The 17108-nt window shown below is 71.9% G+C and carries 18 protein-coding genes; 10 read left to right on the top strand and 8 right to left on the bottom strand.

The genetic code is table 11. The features are described 5' to 3' along the window. Positions 1-46: 46 nt before the first annotated feature. Both QMQ26_RS18475 and QMQ26_RS18480 read right to left on the bottom strand, forming a co-directional pair. Positions 47-1558 (bottom strand): flotillin family protein, encoded by a 1512-nt coding sequence (locus QMQ26_RS18475; protein ID WP_282202015.1) that lies wholly within the window; start codon positions 1556-1558, stop codon positions 47-49. 185 nt (positions 1559-1743) lie between these two features. Further along, complete coding sequence (locus QMQ26_RS18480) at positions 1744-1944, bottom strand: hypothetical protein (protein ID WP_282202016.1); 201 nt, start codon at positions 1942-1944, stop codon at positions 1744-1746. A gap of 240 nt (positions 1945-2184) precedes the next feature. Here QMQ26_RS18480 and thiC point away from each other — a divergent pair, with 240 nt between their 5' ends. Then, complete coding sequence (gene thiC / locus QMQ26_RS18485; protein ID WP_282202017.1) at positions 2185-3981, top strand: phosphomethylpyrimidine synthase ThiC; 1797 nt, start codon at positions 2185-2187, stop codon at positions 3979-3981. 130 nt (positions 3982-4111) lie between these two features. Here the strand turns inward: thiC and QMQ26_RS18490 are convergent, their stop codons facing one another. Continuing rightward, positions 4112-4750 (bottom strand): hypothetical protein, encoded by a 639-nt coding sequence (locus tag QMQ26_RS18490; RefSeq protein WP_282202018.1) that lies wholly within the window; start codon positions 4748-4750, stop codon positions 4112-4114. 222 nt (positions 4751-4972) lie between these two features. Here QMQ26_RS18490 and QMQ26_RS18495 point away from each other — a divergent pair, with 222 nt between their 5' ends. Further along, positions 4973-5506 carry an NUDIX hydrolase gene (locus QMQ26_RS18495; RefSeq protein WP_282202019.1) on the top strand — a complete coding sequence of 178 codons (534 nt, stop codon included), beginning with the start codon at positions 4973-4975 and terminating at the stop codon, positions 5504-5506. Here QMQ26_RS18495 and QMQ26_RS18500 read toward each other — a convergent pair whose 3' ends face one another. Continuing rightward, positions 5507-6817, bottom strand: a complete 1311-nt coding sequence (locus QMQ26_RS18500; RefSeq protein WP_282202020.1) for a hypothetical protein — start codon at positions 6815-6817, stop codon at positions 5507-5509. Between the two features lie 180 nt (positions 6818-6997). Between QMQ26_RS18500 and QMQ26_RS18505 the strand changes: the two genes are divergently transcribed. The 4 genes from QMQ26_RS18505 to QMQ26_RS18520 all read left to right on the top strand — a co-directional run bounded on the left by QMQ26_RS18505 (position 6998) and on the right by QMQ26_RS18520 (position 9844). Next, entirely contained in the window at positions 6998-7486 is a 489-nt protein-coding gene (locus QMQ26_RS18505) for an ATP-binding protein (RefSeq protein WP_282206559.1), read from the top strand. A gap of 184 nt (positions 7487-7670) precedes the next feature. Next, on the top strand, positions 7671-7838 hold the full coding sequence (locus QMQ26_RS18510; protein WP_282202021.1) for a hypothetical protein: 168 nt from the start codon (positions 7671-7673) through the stop codon (positions 7836-7838). 81 nt (positions 7839-7919) lie between these two features. Then, complete coding sequence (locus QMQ26_RS18515; protein ID WP_282202022.1) at positions 7920-9113, top strand: JmjC domain-containing protein; 1194 nt, start codon at positions 7920-7922, stop codon at positions 9111-9113. Then, entirely contained in the window at positions 9047-9844 is a 798-nt protein-coding gene (locus tag QMQ26_RS18520) for an aldo/keto reductase (RefSeq protein ID WP_282202023.1), read from the top strand. The genes QMQ26_RS18515 and QMQ26_RS18520 overlap by 67 nt, the downstream gene beginning before the upstream one ends. On the opposite strand, the gene QMQ26_RS18525 is transcribed toward QMQ26_RS18520, so the two are convergent. After that, positions 9832-10659: a hypothetical protein gene (locus QMQ26_RS18525; protein ID WP_282202024.1), complete on the bottom strand. Its 828-nt coding sequence runs from the start codon at positions 10657-10659 to the stop codon at positions 9832-9834. The genes QMQ26_RS18520 and QMQ26_RS18525 overlap by 13 nt on opposite strands. A 378-nt stretch (positions 10660-11037) precedes the next feature. Between QMQ26_RS18525 and QMQ26_RS18530 the strand changes: the two genes are divergently transcribed. The 3 genes from QMQ26_RS18530 (at position 11038) to QMQ26_RS18540 (ending at position 13799) form a co-directional block, all read left to right on the top strand. Then, on the top strand, positions 11038-11532 hold the full coding sequence (locus QMQ26_RS18530; protein ID WP_282202025.1) for a hypothetical protein: 495 nt from the start codon (positions 11038-11040) through the stop codon (positions 11530-11532). A gap of 277 nt (positions 11533-11809) precedes the next feature. Continuing rightward, positions 11810-12499 carry a TetR/AcrR family transcriptional regulator gene (locus tag QMQ26_RS18535; protein WP_282202026.1) on the top strand — a complete coding sequence of 230 codons (690 nt, stop codon included), beginning with the start codon at positions 11810-11812 and terminating at the stop codon, positions 12497-12499. A gap of 85 nt (positions 12500-12584) precedes the next feature. After that, positions 12585-13799 carry a M20 metallopeptidase family protein gene (locus tag QMQ26_RS18540; RefSeq protein WP_199847002.1) on the top strand — a complete coding sequence of 405 codons (1215 nt, stop codon included), beginning with the start codon at positions 12585-12587 and terminating at the stop codon, positions 13797-13799. Positions 13800-13839: 40 nt separating this feature from the next. Here the strand turns inward: QMQ26_RS18540 and QMQ26_RS18545 are convergent, their stop codons facing one another. Further along, positions 13840-14835: an Lrp/AsnC family transcriptional regulator gene (locus tag QMQ26_RS18545; protein WP_282202027.1), complete on the bottom strand. Its 996-nt coding sequence runs from the start codon at positions 14833-14835 to the stop codon at positions 13840-13842. A gap of 121 nt (positions 14836-14956) precedes the next feature. Here QMQ26_RS18545 and QMQ26_RS18550 point away from each other — a divergent pair, with 121 nt between their 5' ends. Further along, positions 14957-16360, top strand: coding sequence for an MFS transporter (locus tag QMQ26_RS18550; RefSeq protein ID WP_282202028.1), 1404 nt, complete (start codon positions 14957-14959; stop codon positions 16358-16360). A gap of 25 nt (positions 16361-16385) precedes the next feature. On the opposite strand, the gene QMQ26_RS18555 is transcribed toward QMQ26_RS18550, so the two are convergent. Further along, positions 16386-16673 (bottom strand): hypothetical protein, encoded by a 288-nt coding sequence (locus tag QMQ26_RS18555; RefSeq protein ID WP_100837169.1) that lies wholly within the window; start codon positions 16671-16673, stop codon positions 16386-16388. Further along, positions 16670-16834: a hypothetical protein gene (locus QMQ26_RS18560; protein ID WP_282202029.1), complete on the bottom strand. Its 165-nt coding sequence runs from the start codon at positions 16832-16834 to the stop codon at positions 16670-16672. The genes QMQ26_RS18555 and QMQ26_RS18560 overlap by 4 nt, the downstream gene beginning before the upstream one ends. Between the last annotated feature and the right edge of the window lie 274 nt (positions 16835-17108).

A 17108-nucleotide genomic window follows, 5' to 3' on the forward strand; every position in this document is an offset into this window, starting at 1 on the left:
TGCGCCGTGGCACGTCGTGGTGCCGGTGGTGCTCCGGTGGTGCGGGTCAGTCGCCGCTGCCGGACTGGACCGGGATGACCTGGGTGGCCGGGGCGCGGTCCGCCGGTGCCGCCGGGTCGGCCGGGTGCGCCGAGGTTTCGGCAGTGGCCGCCGGGGTCATCGTGGTGAGCAGCTGGCGGGCCAGGCCGAGACCGGTGCCGCCCATGGTGAGCGCCTTGGCGAACATCTCGGACATGCCCTCGGCGCCGTTCAGCAGCACCATGTGCTCGACGTTGCCGAAGGCGTCCGCGCCGGCCCGGACGATGGCGGGCCAGTTCTCGGCGAGCTGCTGGGCGACGACCGCCTCCTGGTTCTCGGCGAGGGCCGCGGCGCGGGCCTTGATGCCCTCGGCCTCGGCCAGGCCCTGGGCCCGGGTCGCCTCCGCCTCGGCGAGGCCCTTGGCCCGGGCGGCCTCCGCCTCGGCCAGGCCCTTCGCGGCCTCGGCGGCGGCCTGGGCCTCACCGGTGGCGCGGGTGGCCTCGGCGGCGGCCAGGCCGCGGGCCCGGGTGGCCTCCGCCTCGGCGGCGGCGGCGACCTTGACCCGGTTGGCCTCGGCCGCGGTCTTCAGGTCGGTCTCCCGGGAGAGCGCCTCGGCGGCCGAGATCCGGGCGTCGCGGTCGGCCTCGGCCTTGGTGCGGGTCTCGTACGCGCGGGCGTCGGCGGGCTTGCGGACGTCCGCCTGGAGCTGCTGCTCCTTGCGGTGCGCCTCCAGCTCGGCGACCTTGGTCTCCTGGACCACGACCTCCTGCCGGGCGGCGGCCTGGGCGAGCGGCCCGGCCTGGAGCGCGCGGGCCGCGGCGGTGTCCATCTCGGCCTGGTAACCGGCCTGCTGGATACCGGAGTTGCGCGTCGCCTCGGCCTTGCGGGCGAACGCCTCCTGCTCGGCCTCGGTGGCCCGGCGGTCGGCCTCGGCGGCCGCGATCCGGGCGTCGCGCTGGACGGCGGCGGCGTGCGGGGCGGCCAGGTTGGTGATGTAGCCGGTCGGGTCCAGGATCTCCTGGATCTGCAGCGAGTCGATGATCAGGCCGAGCTTCTCCATCTCGATGCCCGACGCGGAGCGGGTCTCCCCGGTGAGCCGCTCGCGGTCCCGGATCATGTCCTCGACGGTCAGGCCGCCGACGATGGAGCGCAGGTGGCCGGCGAACACGTTGTGCACCCGCTGGCCCATCATCTTCTGCTGGTCCAGGAAGCGGCGGGCGGCGTTGGCGATGGACACCGGGTCGTCGCCGACCTTGAAGATGACCACGCCCTTGACGTGCACCGGAATGCCCTGCGAGGTCACGCACTCGACGTCCAGCGCGGCCTCGTTGAGGTCCAGCGACAGCCGCCGGACCACCTGGACGCCGGGCAGCACGAAGGTGCCCCGTCCGGTGACCACGCGGAAGCCGAGGCCCTCGCCGTGCTTGGAACCCGAGATGACCAGCGCCTCGTTCGGTTCGGCGACCCGCCACATCATTTTGAAGAGCACGACCAGGACCAGCAGCCCTGCGACAACGGCTCCGACGATGCCGATCAGCATCGCGATCTCCCCCTTCGTGGCACACCGGTCCGTGGCTGCGCTGGGTGGTGCAGTTGTGGGCGCGGAACCCGGTGGCAGCCGCATTCTCCGCCTGCCGTGATCGCGGGGGAAGGGGCCGCGCCAGCGGGAGCGCCCACTGTCTCGAAACCGTTGCGCGGGGTTTGCCCGGGCTTGGTGAGGCGCCGTCAGTAGGGCTCGACGTACACCGTGCGCGGTGGCTGGTAATCGACCACGACCACCATGGTGCCCGGCTCCAGCGGCTCGCCCGGCACCGCCCGGTACGCCAGGAACGCCTCGCTGCCCTGGCGTTCGGGAACGCGCACCATCACCTCGCCCACCAGGCCCGCGCCGATCCGTCCCGTCACCCGCCCCACCAGTCCGATCACCCCGGCGATTCTTCCACCCCGCGAGCGGCCCGGACAGGCCGGTGACCGGAGGCGCCCTGGACCCTCCGCGTCCGGTGCCCTACGGTGAGCAGCGAACGCGGGCGGCGAACGCCCGCGCGGAACGGGAGCTCGGAGCACCGGGCTGAGAGGGCGCTGACGGTACGCGGGCCCGCGTACCACCTGCTGCGCCGACCGCAGGAACCTGACCGGGTAATGCCGGCGTAGGGAGTGGAAGGTCGCATGACCACCTTGAGCGAGCACACGTCCGTCCAGCAGCCGGCCGCCACCGGGTACCCGACCCCGGCCTGGCGCAAGGCGTACCACCAGGGCAGCCGACCCGACCTGCGGGTCCCCTACCGCGAGGTCCACCTCACCGACGGGCGCACCGTCCCGCTGTACGACACCTCCGGGCCGTACACCGACCCGTCCCACCCCACCGACGTCCGGCGCGGGCTGCCCGCGCTGCGCGACGCCTGGGTCCGCCAGCGCGGCGACGTCGAGGAGTACGAGGGCCGCGAGGCCCGGCCCGAGGACGACGGGATCAGGCATACCGCCCCGCGCGGCGGCGACCTGCGCAACCTGGACGCCGTCTTCCCCGGCCGCCCGCGCCGCCCGCTGCGCGCCCGCGACGGCGTCGCCGTCACCCAACTCGCCTACGCCAAGAGCGGGTTGATCACCCCCGAGATGGAGTTCGTGGCGATCCGGGAGGGCCTGGAGCCGGAGTACGTCCGCGAGCGGGTGGCCGGCGGACGGGCCGTCATCCCGGTCAACGTGAACCACCCCGAGGTCGAACCGGCGATCATCGGCACCGACTTCCTGGTGAAGATCAACGCCAACATCGGCAACTCGGCGGTCACCTCCTCCATCGAGGAGGAGGTCGAGAAGATGACCTGGGCCACCCGCTGGGGCGCCGACACCGTCATGGACCTCTCCACCGGCCGCAACATCCACACCACCCGCGAGTGGATCCTGCGCAACTCCCCCGTCCCGATCGGCACCGTCCCGCTCTACCAGGCGCTGGAGAAGGTCGACGGCCGGGCCGAGGACCTCAGCTGGGAGGTCTACCGCGACACCGTGCTGGAGCAGTGCGAACAGGGCGTCGACTACATGACCGTGCACGCCGGCGTGCTGCTGCGGTACGTCCCGCTCACCGCCCGCCGCAAGACCGGCATCGTCTCGCGCGGCGGCTCGATCATGGCCGCCTGGTGCCTCGCGCACCACCGGGAGAACTTCCTCTACACCCACTTCGAAGAACTCTGCGACCTGCTGCGCGCCTACGACGTCACCTTCTCGCTCGGCGACGGCCTGCGCCCCGGCTCGATCGCCGACGCCAACGACGAGGCCCAGTTCGCCGAACTCACCACCCTCGGCGAACTCGGCCGGATCGCCCGGGCCAAGGACGTCCAGGTGATGATCGAGGGCCCCGGGCACGTCCCGATGCACAAGATCCGCGAGAACATGGACCTCCAGAAGGAGATCTGCGACGAGGCCCCGTTCTACACCCTCGGCCCGCTGACCACCGACGTCGCCCCCGGCTACGACCACATCACCTCCGGCATCGGCGCCGCGATGATCGCCTGGTGGGGCACCGCGATGCTCTGCTACGTCACCCCCAAGGAACACCTCGGCCTCCCCGACCGCGACGACGTCAAGACCGGCGTCATCACCTACAAGATCGCCGCCCACGCCGCCGACCTCGCCAAGGGCCACCCCGGCGCCCAGCTCTGGGACGACGCCCTCTCCGACGCCCGCTTCGAGTTCCGCTGGGAGGACCAGTTCAACCTGGCCCTCGACCCGGAGACCGCCCGCGCCTTCCACGACGAGACCCTCCCCGCCGAACCCGCCAAGACCGCGCACTTCTGCTCCATGTGCGGTCCCAAGTTCTGCTCGATGAAGATCAGCAAAAGCATCAACGAGAAGTTCGGCAACGGCGCCGCCTCGCCCGAGTACGACGAGGCCGCTGCTGAGGGCATGAAGGCCATGTCCGAGGAGTTCAAGGCCCAGGGCAACAAGGTCTACCTGCCGATGGCGGACTGACCGCATGCACTGCACTCGATGGGGCCAGGAGCACCGTTCAGCTCCTGGCCCCACCGAGCTGCGTCACCCGCTCTGAGACCTGCAGAGGGCTTCCCGGAACGGGCCGGCTCGCCACGACGATCCAAAGACCTCAACCGCCGAAGAGGTGGTAACCAGCCGTCTCTTGCTTTCTGTTCGTCATCTCGCGGATGCCCGTGTCGGCTGCGTCGAGCAGCCTGGCGATACCCACCATCACGTTGTGGAAGTGACGGATGTGGATGCGGGAGATGCCATCAAGGGTGGGGTCACCGCTGTTGCGGACCGGATAGCGGAAGTGCTCGGAACTCGGGTCCATGCCGTGCAACTGGAGGAGCACACGCTCCGTGTTGTCCAGCTCCGCTTGGCCGTCGCCAGGGAACGAACGCTCCAAAAGTGGCCGTGCCCGACGCCACAAGACCTCGATGCTGTGGCTCCGCATCAGCTCGTGCGGCTCATCGAGGTAGACGCTCGCCAGCTCGATCAACGCCTTGAGATGAAGCTCGACGTAGTGGCGCCAACACATCAAGAACGGGTAGATCAGCGTGTCCTGGTTCCGCCCGCTGGACACGACCTGGTCTGCAATGACCTCAGCGGCGTTCGCGTAGCCGCGAAGGTAGCCGAGCCAGCGGTTCCGGGGGAAGTCGAGACAGGCAACCGCTTCCCAGTCGGGCTCCTCGCGCAGGAGGTCAGCCTCTGCGTGAGGCCATGCAGGCGGATCCACAAAGCTCATCATCTCGTCGGATGCGTCCATGCGTGCGAGTCTCCTCGGGCTCCCCGAACGGTGCACCCGATTTCACAGTCAAGCTGCTACGGAAAAGCAGTGCCTGGGAGCAAGATTCACGCCCGAGTCGGCGCTTCGCAGGACACCGGCAGCGGAGCGGGTATTCGTCAGGGTGACGCGAATTTGATCGATCCCGTCGGCCCGGTGACCTGGGTCTGAGATGCTGATGGTCCGTCGAGAGGGGCCGCAGCGATGCAGTGGAAGATCCACGGGGAACGTCCGATCTACGAGAACCCTTGGGTGAACGTGTGGTTGGTCGACGTTGAGCAGCCGGACGGGAACCGCTGGGAGCACCACGTACTCAAGCTGCGGCACCTGGCGGTCGCCGCGGTGGTGAACGACCGGAAGCAGGTGCTGATGATGTGGCGGCACCGGTTCATCACCGACTCGTGGGCCTGGGAACTGCCCATGGGGCTGATCGAGGCGGACGAGACCCCGGAGGAAGCTGCGGCGCGTGAGGTGCTGGAGGAGACCGGCTGGACGGTTGACGAGGTCAAGCCGCTGATCTACGCCCAGCCGGCCAACGGCATCACCGACTCGGAGCACTTCGTGTTCCGAGCCAACGCGATCGAGTACGCCGGGCCGCCGAGCGAGCGCAACGAGTCGGACCGGATCGAGTGGATTCCGCTGTCCGAGCTGCGCGGCATGATCGACCGGCGCGAGATCGTCAGCAGCGGTTCGCTGGTCGGCTTGCTGTACCTGCTCCTTGACGAGGCCGGACTGTAGTCAGGAAGTCAGCTCCCGGATGCGGGCCGACAACTCGGCCGCCGACCGCACGGAGCGGTAGGGCGTCAACGACTGGCGGAACTCCTGTAGGTGGGCGAGCACTCGCGGAGATGCCACCTCGAACGCGAGGGTAAGGGATTCCCCGGCGGTGGTGCACGCTAATTCGACCTGTTTGCGCTGGAGTTGGGTGCGTGCCAGCCAGAAGGAGTGAAAGGCTCGGCCGCGCAGGTTGGCGGACGGCTCGCTCCGTAGGGCTTCCTCGATGAGGGGTTCGGCTGCTGCCGCGTCGCCGAGTTGGCCCAGCGCGATGCCGGCGTCGACGGTGAGCTTCGTCCGGTCGAAGTACTGGACCCATACGGGGTCGTCGTCGGTCTGGTCGATGCGGTCGAAGTGCCAGCGTGCGTCATCGATCGCTCGGTGGGTGGCCTCCTGGTCATGCGCGCTGGCGTGGCCGAAGGCTTCCCGCATGGCCAGCATCGCCATCAGCCTTGGGGTACCGCCGTCGAGCCGCGCGCTGTCCTGCGCGGCTCTGGCCAGGGTGATCGCTTCGCTCGCCTTGTCCTCGTAGGTGGCTTGGAGACTGAGGCAGGAGAGCACGTTGGCGATGAACGGACGGTCTTCGATCACTCGTGCCAGACGCAGAGCTTCGGCGAAGTAGCTCCGAGCGGTGCTGTACTGCCGAGCGTCGAAGTAGGTCCAGCCGGTGAGGCGTGCGAGTTCGGCCGCGACGCCGTGCAGGCTGCGCCGGTAGTGGGGATCGGCCGTATCGCGCAGGATGCCCAGTACGTAGCGGAGTTGGCCCATGACGGCGGGGCGTAGGGCTTCGCCGCCGTGCTCGTCGTCGCGTCGCCAGTAGTCCTCGATGGATGCCTGCAGGGAGCGGAGCACCGTCGGCGTGACCCTGGTACTGGCAGCTAGGGCGAGGATGTCGTCCAGTTCGGGGCTCGGTAGCGCGGTGCCCGTGAACGGAGCCGCCGGCCGACCGGACAGGGCTGCCACCGGACGGACCTCGGCCTTCGCGTGCTCCCAAGCTTGCGGAGCAAGGCCGACCATGTGGCCCGGGATGCGGAGGCCGTCCGCGATCCTCTCGATGACGGTCATGTTGGTGATCTCCCGGCGGCCTGCCATGACCTCACCGACACGACTGGGCGTCAACTCGCAGGCCCGCGCGATCCGGGACGCGTGATAGCCGCCTTTGGCCTTGGCCAACCGGAAGATCGTGGTGAAGTCGCGTTCCGCGCACGCCGTAACCATCTCGGGATCGGCAAGCAGACGGCTCGGCAGCCCGGATGACAGCCTGGATTCAGTCATGTCCGGTACCCCCGGCACCCGCGAAGATGATCACTCGGTGTCACTTGGCATAACTGACCGCGAGTTTACCCATGATGGGTAATCACCCTGCCCTTATTTCGAAACTGCCGGCCCGGCAATCCTGAGAGTCCTCCGGGGCAAGCCCGGGGAACAGAACGAGACGGAGGGCGGTCCGTGCTGATGAGCTCGGTCATCACTGCCGCGCTGCCGACGCCGCAGACGTGGGAGGTCGAGCCCGAGTTGGCCGTTGTCCCGTCAACGCGCCGACCAATCAGGGGGATTGCGGAACAGTGGCGGGTACCGCTGTCCGCTGACGCGCTACAGGATGTTGAACTGTGCGCCAGCGAGGTGCTTACCAATGCTGTCGAGCACACCAGCGCCCGCTTCCGCATCACCGTCCGCTGGACCGGTGAGCGCCTGCGCGTAGAGGTCGCGGACAGCAGCTTCCGTCCGCCCGATCCCGACGCCGCCACTGACAGGACCACGGGCGGACGTGGTCTGGCCTTGGTCGAGGGGCTCGCGCATTCGTGGGGCTGGTACCCCGAGGGCTCCGGCAAGGTCGTGTGGTTCGAGTGCGCGGCTGACCAACTGGTGACGGGGCACGCGCGACTCAGGGTGCTCGTCCACGCCGCGCAGGTTCGAACGGACCTGGTCGAGCGGACCGTCTGAGCACCATCAACCTCCAGCTGCCTGTGCTGAGCCCGGTCGGGTGGACCGGCGGCGTCGGCCGGGTCATCCCCCTTCGGCCGGCGCCGTCCACGGCTCCAACCCCAAGTGCCCAAGGCACACGGGTGATTCACCTCAGATATTCCACCCGGACCCGGGTGGGAACCCGAGAAGGAAGGAGCACCACATGGAAGAGAGCAGGAAGGCGCTACCGGAGAGGAGCGGGCTGCTGGTCGCGGTCGAGGGGTTGACCGCTGTCCAGGACCGCTACGACAGCCTCCGCTCCGACAACGCCGGATCCTCCGGCGACGCGCCGTGGCCCGGCGGTGACGGCAACCTGACCGACGTCGAGTAGGACCCGGTCACTCCCGGGGCGGGAGCCCTGCACCGTGCGGGCTCCCGCCCTCTCATCCAGCACACTCCTATGGAGGTAGCAGTGGAACACCGCCTGGTCACCGCCATCGAGACGGCGCTGAGCTGGAACAGCTCCGAGCCGATCGGCACCGGCTTCGCGCTCGGCCGGATCGAGGACGACTCGCTCCTGTCGCGCATCCTCACCCCGAACAAGCTGCTCGACATCGCCATGCGACGCAGCCTCGACCGGCCGCAGTTCAGGGCCTTCCAGAAGGGCGAGGAAGTCCACCCGGCCGTGTACTTCACCGACACCGTCAGCCCGCGCGGCCAGTCCGTCCCGATGACCAACATGCACCGCCTCGGCGACCTGCTCCGCGACGGCGCGACGCTCATCATGGACCAGGTCAACGTCTTCGACCCCACCATGGAGGCCACCTGTCGCGCCTTGCAGTGGTGGGCTCACGAGCGTGTGCAGGTGAACGCCTACCTCACCACCAACGACTCCTCCGGGTTCCCGCTGCACTGGGACGACCACGACGTGATCATCGTCCAGCTCTCGGGCGAGAAGGACTGGGAGGTCCGCGACACCTCACGCACCGCGCCGATGTATCGGGACGCCGATCCCAACAACACCCCGAGCGACATCGTGATCTTCAATGGCACGCTCCAGGCCGGCGACGTCATGCACATCCCGCGCGGCCACTGGCACCAGGCCACCCGCACCGGAAGCGGCACCGGCCACAGCCTCCACGCCACGTTCGGCATCACCAAGCGCACCGGTGCCTCCTGGATGGCCTGGCTGGCTGACTGGTGCCGCGAGCAGGAGATCTTCCGACACGACCTCGACCGCGCGGGCTCCGGTAGCGGCGCGCTGATGGAAGCCGCCACCCGCCTCGTCGGCCGGCGCGGCCCGGAAGACTTCCTCACCGCCTACGAGCAGCAGGCCACTCCCGGGCGCCACGTGCCCTTCCTCGGGATCTTCGGCCCGCTCGACACCGTCGTGTGCACCACCCACTTCCCGCCCTGGATCACGGAACGCGGGAACGCCGTGCAGGTCACGGCGGCCGGGAAGAAGCTCACCTTCGCTGTCAAGGCTCTGCCCGCCCTGCGGTTGCTGCTCAGCGGCCGACCGGTCCCGCTCGCACAGGCCGCGGCGACTGCCGGGGACGAGATCCACGAGCTTGCCGAGATCCTGATCAAGGAGGAGCTGTGCGCCCCGCTGACCGACGAACTGTCCTCGGGCTACACCGGTCTCGTCACCGACGCGATCTTCTGACCGGCGCCCTGGACCTCGGCATCACCGCACTCGACACCGCCTCGAACTACCTCGGCCACCGCTCCCACCGCGCCCTCGCGGCGGTCGCCGGTGACCTGCTTCCGAAGTTCTCGATCTCCACGAAGGTCGGCTACTTCGAGGACGGGCACAGCCTCGACCCGGTGCGGTTACGGGGCGCTGTCGAGCGGGCTGTGACGGAACTGGGCCGGGAGCCGGACACAGTCCTCCTTCATAACCCCGAGCACTCCGCTCCGAACACCGAGACACTGATGCGTGCTTGCTCGCTCCTGGCCGAGGCGGCAGCCGATGGGCGGTGCGGGGCCTGGGGGCTCTCCACCTGGGACCCGCGACCGCTGATAGGTCTCGACCTGCCCCGGCCGGACGTCCTCATGGTCCGCTCCGGTCTCCTGGTCAGTAGCGGCGTCCTCGACGCGGCCGAGGCTCTGGTGACCGGTTGGCGGCCAACAGCCGTGTGGGGCATGAGCCCCTTCGGCGGCAGTGCTACTGCACGCATCTGGGAGAAGATCGACCCGAGGGTGTTCCTGCGGGCACCGGACGCCACACCGATTCAGGCGGCGCTCCGAGTCGCCTTCGCCCTCCCGAAGGTGGCGGCGGTGGCTGTCGGCACCGACGACGCGGAGCACCTGCGAGAGCTGGTCGGCGCCACCACCTACGAGATCAACACTGATGTTGTCCGGGAGTACCGACGCCTTCTGCGTCAGGCCGCCTGAAGCTCCCTCACCATGTGCTCCGCCACCGTGCGGGCACCCTCACGGCGCGGGTCCTCGGGATGAGAGTCCGGCCCGAGGATCTTCGCCGCGACGAACAACGTCATCAGCTTGCCGTCCCGGCTGGCGAAGTCGTCGCTTCGCTCGGCACGGACGCGGTCGGCCAGCGCCGGGACCGCAAGCGAGGCAGCCCACAGCGTTGACGCGTCCAAGCCACGGGGGGCCATTCCCCAGTCCTCCCAGTCGAAGACGCAGAACTCCGGCGCCGTCACGTTCGCCCAGTTCAGATCGGCGTGCGCAGGACGCCACTCGCTCACCCGAGTGTCGACATCCGGGAAGACCTGACGAATAGTCTGGTCCACCAGGTTCTGAGTGATCGTCTCGGTGTCCGGCGTCGCGATCCGGTTCGTGTGCTGGCCGGCGAGGGCATCGAGTGAGGCGTTGAGCCCCGCCCACCAGGCGGGGGAAAGTTCGGGTGCCTCGGCCATAACAGCGGACCCCACCGGAGCGGAGGGCAGCCACTCGGTCTCATCGGCCCGCCACATCACCGGCTCGACCTCGTCCCGCCAGGCGACGCCGGTCAACCACGCGGGCTTCGCGATCCCGCTCAACGCCTCGGCCGACGGGGTGCCGTCCCCGCCCTGGACACCGATCCGGTCCAGCCCCCGTCGCTCGATGCGAACCCACGTGCCACGATCTGTGCCTGCCCCCACGGACCTGCGCTTGCGGACTACCGTGGCCCGGTCGAGCCGCGCCGCCAACGCTGCTTCAACACGCTCCAGCACCTCATCCACCGATACCCGGCGCAGATCCGTCATGGGGCGACGGTACCGATTCTCAGCAGAGTCGGGAGTCGCTTGACGGGTTCCGTTCGCCCCGGAGAATCGGGCAGCGGGGAGCCTGGACGCACGGCGGTCAGCCATCGGCCTTGACCTGTGCGCTTCGGCCTGGCGTCTGGCTGGGGTCCTTACCGGCCCTGGTATGCCGCTTGTTCGTTCCTTGCGCCGCCAGCGGGGCTGTCCATAGCGGGGCGCGAGACAGGAGCGGCGGGCGGCAGCGCGGCGGCGCGCGGTCCGCCTCTGGCGGTCCGCCCTTGACCGGTCCGCCCTTGACCGGCGCGGTGCTCCGGCCGGTGCCGGTGTCGGTCGTGCCTGGTCTACTTCCGGCTGACGGACGACCGTGTGGGGAGGAGACCCGTGGGCGTGCTGACCGACTACTTCCGCGCGGCCGATGCGGCTTCGGTCGTGCGAGCGCTGGAGTGCGCCGACGATCGCCTGCTCGTCGGCGGCGGGGACCCGCACTTCGACGGGGTCGAGGCCAAGCGCCTGGATCCGGACCTCGTGCTGGGGGAGCTGATCGCCGCCGTCCGCCGAGTCCCCTGGAAGGCCGGCCTGGTGGCCGATCGGCCGGTCTGGCCGACCACTCCGGCGCCCGGACCGGGCGGCCCGCAGGGCGAGGACGACCCCTGGGCCACGGGCCCGTGGGTGGTGGAACTCGACACCGCGGTCCGGGACACCCTGGCAGGAGTGAGTGACGCGGACGTGCCGGCGATCGTCGCCAGGTGGGTGCGGGCGGAGGAGCTCCACCCGGCCGACGCCGACGACATGCAGCCGCTGGCCGAGGAGTTGATCCGGCTCGCCAGGCGCGCCCGCGCGGCCGACGAGCAGCTCTACTGCTGGATCTGCCTGTAGGCGCCGGGAGGGTCGCGCTCCGCTCCGGCCACTGCTCGAAGCCGATGCGCAGGCCGGCGGCGGAGCCGGCGGTGCGGCGCGGACGCTTCATGGGGCTGGTTGTGGCAGCTGGGTCGTGCGTGCGGGACGAATCGGCTTGTACGGCAAGGGTGTTCGGTGCGAAGTGGCTGTCGCGGGTCGGGGGCGGCCGAGGGGGCGGCAGCCGTCGTGCCGGTCGTGCCCCCGGACGGTACCGATCGGTGCCGCTGTGCGCCGACCACCCACTAGCCTGGGCGACATGGCCACCCGTGCGCGCGCCCGTCTGCTCGACACCGCCGAGGCGCTGTTCTACGCCGAGGGCGTCCGGGCGGTCGGGGTGGAGCGGATTCTTGCCGAGTCCGGCGTCGGCCGGGCCTCTTTCTACCGGCACTTCGCGGGGAAGGACGAACTGGTCGTCGCCGTCCTCGCCCGCCGCGACCGTGACTGGCGCGCGTGGCTGGCGGCCCGGGTCGCCGAGCTCGGGGGTCGGCCGCTCGACGTGTTCGACGCCCTGGCGGAGCGTTTCGCCCGGGCCGACTTCCGCGGGTGCGCCTTCATCAACGCCGTGGTCGAGAGCGCCGATCCGGGCAGTGCCGCCCACCGGGTCGCCGTCGCGCACAAGGAGCAGGTCATCGGGTACGTCGCCGGGCTGCTCGGCGACGAGGGGTACCGGCCGGACGGGGTCGTCGGCCTGGCCCGGCGGCTGGTCCTGCTGATGGACGGCGCGACCGTCACCGCCCTGCGCGAGGGCACCCCCGCCCCCGCCGCCGAGGCCCGGGAGATCGCCGCCGCCCTGCTGACCGCCGCCGCGTCCGGCGGTGCCGCACCGACCACCGCCGCACCGGCCGCCACCGCCGCACCGACCGCCACCGCCGCACCGGCCACCGCCGCCGCACCAGCCGCCGTCGGGCTGGAAGATCCGTGCGCGGCACCCGCCGCTCGCGGGTGATCCGTGCGTCCTGGCCGGTCGGAGGCCCGCCGGGGCGAGGATGCGGGAGAACCGCCCGCTCCCCGTCCACCCAGGAGGCGTCCCCATGCCGGCCGACGTTCACCCCCCGCTCGACGAGCTGCGCCGCGCCGCCGCCGCGCTCCGCCCCGAACTCGTCGACCTGCGGCGCGCCCTGCACCGCGACCCCGAGATCGGACTCCACCTGCCCCGCACCCGGGCCCGGGTCCTCGCCGCCCTCGACGGCCTCCCGCTGGAGATCACCCTCGGCGAGCGGCTCTCCTCCGTCACCGCCGTCCTGCGCGGCGCCCGCCCCGGCCCGGCCGTGCTGCTGCGCGCCGACCTCGACGGCCTGCCGGTGCAGGAGAACACCGGCCTGCCGTACGCCTCGGAGAACCCCGGCGCGATGCACGCCTGCGGCCACGACCTGCACACCGCCGCGCTGATCGGCGCGGCGAGACTGCTCGCCGCCCGCCGCGAACAGCTGGCCGGCAGCGTGGTGTTCATGTTCCAGCCCGGCGAGGAGGGCGGTGGCGGCGCGGCCCTGATGGTCGAGGACGGCGTCCTGGACGCGGCCGGTGAGCGGGTCGTCGCCGCGTACGCCCTGCACGTGGGCGCCGCGCTGCTGCCGGCCGGCTACGTGGCCGGGCGGCCCGGCCCGATCATGGCCGCCTCCGACACCCTGCGGGTGGTGGTCCGCGGTCGCGGCGGCCACGGCTCCAGCCCGCACCTGGCCACCGACCCGGTGCCCGCCGCGTGCGAGGCCGTCCTGGCCCTGCAGACCATGGTCACCCGCCGTTTCGACGCCTTCGATCCGGTCGTGCTGACCGTCGGCACCTTCCACGCGGGCACCGCGGAGAACGTCATCCCCGACGAGGCCGCCTTCGGCGCGACCGTCCGCTCCTTCTCCACCGCAGCCCGCGAGCTGGTGCTCGCCGAGGCCGTCCGGGTGGTCCGCGGCATCGGCGAGGCGCACGGCTGCCAGGTCGACGCGGTGGTCGAGCACGGCTACCCGGTGACGGCCAACGACCCGGCGGAAGCCGCGTACGCGGAGCGGACCGTCCGTCAACTTCTGGGTGAGCAGAGCTACTTCGAGATGCCGCGCCCGCTGGCCGGCTCCGAGGACTTCGGCGTCCTGGCCGAGCACGTCCCCGCCGCGTACGTCATGGTCGGCGCCTGCCCCGCGGACGCCGACCCGCTCACCGCCCCCTACAACCACTCCGCCGAGGCCCGCTTCGACGACGGCGTCCTGGGCGACGCGGCGGCCCTGCTGGCGGCGCTGGCGCTCGGCAGGACGCGGTGAGTCGGCAGGACGCGGTGAGACCGCCGATGGCGCCGCCCGGTCAGGGCTCGATCGGGACGTAGTCCGTCCGGCGGCCGTCCGGGGTGAGGAGGTGGCCGACCAGCTTGAGGGTGCGCAGGGTGACGTGGCGGTCGTGGACCCGGATCGCCGGGTGGTGGCGGGCGAGGTCCTGTTCGATCCGGCGCAGGTCGGGGAGCTGGGGGGCGATCAGGTAGAGGGCGAGGTTCGCGGGGCCGACGGTGACGGCGCACATCCGGGTCTGCGGGAGGGCGGTGAGGCGCCGGGCGGCGTCGGGCAGGTCGGCGGGCGGGACGTCCAGCCAGAGCATCGCGCCGACCGGCTGGCCGGTGACCCGGGGCGAGGCGTCGCAGCGCAGCACCGCGTGGCCGCCGGCCCGCAGTTCGGCCAGGCGGCGGCGGACGGTGGTGGCGGGCAGGCCGGTGCGGGCGGAGAGCTCGGCGTAGGGCATCCGGCCGTCCGCGCCGAGCGCCCGGATGAGTGCGAGGTCCTCCTCGACCCGCCGGTCGGCGACCGGGCGGGCCGCGCCGGGCGGCGGGGCGGCGATGGCGCGGCGCTGTTCGGCGTCGAGCGCGCCGTTGGAGAAGCGGCTGCCCTCGACCAGGGTGCGCTCGACCAGGGTGGTGCGGGTGCGCAGCACGCCGGGGACGCTGCCGAGCCGCTCCAGCAGGTAGCCGGTGAGGGCGGCGTGGTCGTACGCGGCGACGGTGAGCAGCAGGTCGGCGTCGCCGGTGACGAGTTCGATGCTGGCGGTCTGCGGGTGCCGGGCGAGGGCCGCGGCGACCTCGGTGACCCGGTCGGCGGGGCAGTCGACCCGGACCAGGGCGGTCAGGCCGCGGCCGATCCGGTCGGCGGAGGGGTAGCAGGTGACCCAGGCGTCGCCGTTCGCGGTCAGCCGGGCCCAGCGGCGCGACAGGGTCGCGGGGTCGACGCCGAGCGGGGCGGCCAGCCGGGACCAGGGGGCGCGCGGGTCGACCCGGAGGGCGTCGACGAGCGCCAGGTCGAGTTCGTCGATCATGGCTGATCCTTGCGCGGGGTCGGCCGCAGGAACGGATTCGTGCGCGGGCGGGGCGGTGGCCTCCAGGTTAGCCATCCTTGCCGCCACCCCCACCACCCTCCGCACCCCCACGGAACCGCCGATGACCGCCACCGCCGCCCGCCCGTCCCGTCCCGCGCCGTCCGCCGCGCCGTCCGCCGTGCCGCTGCTGGCCCTGGTGGAGTTCGCCAGCGGGGTGCTCCAGGGCGGGTTCCCGATCCTGCTGCCCCGGCTCGGCGAGCACCTCGACCTGCGCGCCTCGGACCTGAGCCTGGCGCTGGGCGTGGAGTTCCTGGTGTCGGGCGTCGCGGTGCCGCTGACCTCCCGGCTGGGCGACCTGTACGGGCACCGCCGGCTGCTGCGCGCCACCGTCCTGCTGACCCTGCTGGGCTTCACGGTCACCGCGCTCGCACCGGACCTGCCGGTGCTGCTGGCGGGCCGGGCGCTGTCCGGCTTCCTGGCCTGCTGGCTGCCGCTGGAGTTCGCGGTCCTGCGCGACCGCCTCGGCGAGGAGCGCGGCGGCCGGGCGGTCGGGCCGCTGGTGGGCGCGCTGACGGTCGGCTCGACGCTGGGCGCGCTCGCGGTCGGCGGCCTGGGCGCCGACCCGGCGGCCACCCGGCCGCTGCTGTGGGCGCTGGCGGCGCTGCCGCTGCTGGCCCTGCCGGTGGTGTGGCGGCTGGTCCCGGAGTCGGAGACCCGGGCGGCGGGCCGGATCGACTGGGCGGGCGCGGGCCTGCTCTCGCTGGGCCTGACCCTGCTGCTGGCGGGCCTGGGCGCGAGCGGGGTGCTGCCGGCCGCGGTGGTGCTGCCGCTGCTGGTGGCGGGGGCGCTGCTGCTGGCGCTGTTCGTCCGGCAGGAACTGCGCGCCGCCGAACCGATGGTGGACGTCCGGCTGCTGGCCCGGCGGGCCACCGCGCCGGTGTTCGGGCTGAGCTTCCTGCTGGGCTGCGCGCTGTACGGGGCGCAGGGGCCGACGCTGGCGTTCCAGGCGGCGGAGCCCGCGGAGACCGGCTACGGGCTGGGCGCGGTCCCGCTGGTGCTCGGCCTGCTGGTGCTGCCGCAGACGGTGGCGGCCACCCTGGGCGCGGTGACGGCCCACCGGCTGGTCCGCCGCCACGACGCCCCCGCCGTGCTCGGCTCCGGTTTCGCGCTGTGCGCCGCGGGCTACGGGGCGATCGCGCTCGGGCACGCGGCGGCCTGGCAGTTCGTGCTGGGCGGCGCGCTGGCCGGGTACGGGGCCGGGCTGGGGCTGAGCCTGCTGCCGGCCCTGCTGATGCGGCGCCTGCCGGCCGACCAGACCGGCATCGGGACGGGCGTGTACAACACCCTGAAGTCGCTGGCGGGCGCGGCGGCGGGCGTGGTCGCGGCGGCGGTGCTGGACCACCTGGTGCTGCGCGCCGAGGTGCCCGCGGAGGGCGCGTACACCCTGGTCTGGACGGGCTGCGCGGTGCTGTGCGCGCTGGGCGTGCCGGTGGCGCTGGCCCTGCGGGCGCCGCGCGGCCGGTGACCGGGTCGCGCGGTCGGTGACCCGGTCAGGCGGTCGACCGGTGCGCGGCCGGTACGGGGTTCAGCGGCCGGTTCGGGTCCGCGCACAGGACGCGCCCGCCCAGCACCCCGTCCAGCCGGCCGGTCTTGACGGCGTCGCACAGGTCGGCCCACTCGTCGGGCGGGAGGACGAGCAGGCGGCGACGGCGGTCGGCGGCCAGCGTCAGGAAGACGCCGTCGCTGGACTGGGCCAGCAGCAGGCCCTGCGAATCCTCACCGACGGCGTACCACAGCAGGGTGGGGTGATCGGCCGAGTAGTGGTCGACGAGTTTCAATCCGTTGGCACCTTGTCCTCGGAGGTCCGGTCGACCTCGGCCCAGATCCTTTCCCAGCCGGCCTTGGTGCTGTGTCCGAACCGGTCGCCCCGGGAGAGGACCCGGAGCAGCGCCATCGTCAGTTCGGCGGACGCGGCGGACGATTCGATCCTCAGGGTCACCCGGACGACCCCGCCCCTCAACCGCACCGAGGCAGCGGGACGCCCGCTCAACCTGTGCAGGGCGTCGGCGATCCACTGGACCCGGAGACCGGCGGAACTCCCTTGGTGCGTCACGGTGTTCGGACCTGACGGAGCAGGAGACCGCGTCCCGTTCCGGGACGGGCCGGAGGTGGGGCCCATCGAAGACATGGCTGCGCTCCGACTCATCGGCGGCCCGGCTGGCTGCGATGGGCGTAACCGTAGACCTACTCTCCGTTGAGTAGCAAGAGTGCTC

Source organism: Kitasatospora fiedleri (genome assembly GCF_948472415.1).
GTDB lineage: Bacteria > Actinomycetota > Actinomycetes > Streptomycetales > Streptomycetaceae > Kitasatospora > Kitasatospora fiedleri.

Coding starts and splice junctions, on each gene's coding strand:
- QMQ26_RS18475 (WP_282202015.1), bottom strand. CDS start 1,558: ATGCTGATCGGCATCGTCGGAGCCGTTGTCGCAGGGCTGCTGGTCCTG.
- thiC (WP_282202017.1), top strand. CDS start 2,185: ATGACCACCTTGAGCGAGCACACGTCCGTCCAGCAGCCGGCCGCCACC.
- QMQ26_RS18490 (WP_282202018.1), bottom strand. CDS start 4,750: ATGGACGCATCCGACGAGATGATGAGCTTTGTGGATCCGCCTGCATGG.
- QMQ26_RS18495 (WP_282202019.1), top strand. CDS start 4,973: ATGCAGTGGAAGATCCACGGGGAACGTCCGATCTACGAGAACCCTTGG.
- QMQ26_RS18500 (WP_282202020.1), bottom strand. CDS start 6,817: ATGACTGAATCCAGGCTGTCATCCGGGCTGCCGAGCCGTCTGCTTGCC.
- QMQ26_RS18505 (WP_282206559.1), top strand. CDS start 6,998: ATGAGCTCGGTCATCACTGCCGCGCTGCCGACGCCGCAGACGTGGGAG.
- QMQ26_RS18510 (WP_282202021.1), top strand. CDS start 7,671: ATGGAAGAGAGCAGGAAGGCGCTACCGGAGAGGAGCGGGCTGCTGGTC.
- QMQ26_RS18525 (WP_282202024.1), bottom strand. CDS start 10,659: ATGACGGATCTGCGCCGGGTATCGGTGGATGAGGTGCTGGAGCGTGTT.
- QMQ26_RS18535 (WP_282202026.1), top strand. CDS start 11,810: ATGGCCACCCGTGCGCGCGCCCGTCTGCTCGACACCGCCGAGGCGCTG.
- QMQ26_RS18540 (WP_199847002.1), top strand. CDS start 12,585: ATGCCGGCCGACGTTCACCCCCCGCTCGACGAGCTGCGCCGCGCCGCC.
- QMQ26_RS18545 (WP_282202027.1), bottom strand. CDS start 14,835: ATGATCGACGAACTCGACCTGGCGCTCGTCGACGCCCTCCGGGTCGAC.
- QMQ26_RS18550 (WP_282202028.1), top strand. CDS start 14,957: ATGACCGCCACCGCCGCCCGCCCGTCCCGTCCCGCGCCGTCCGCCGCG.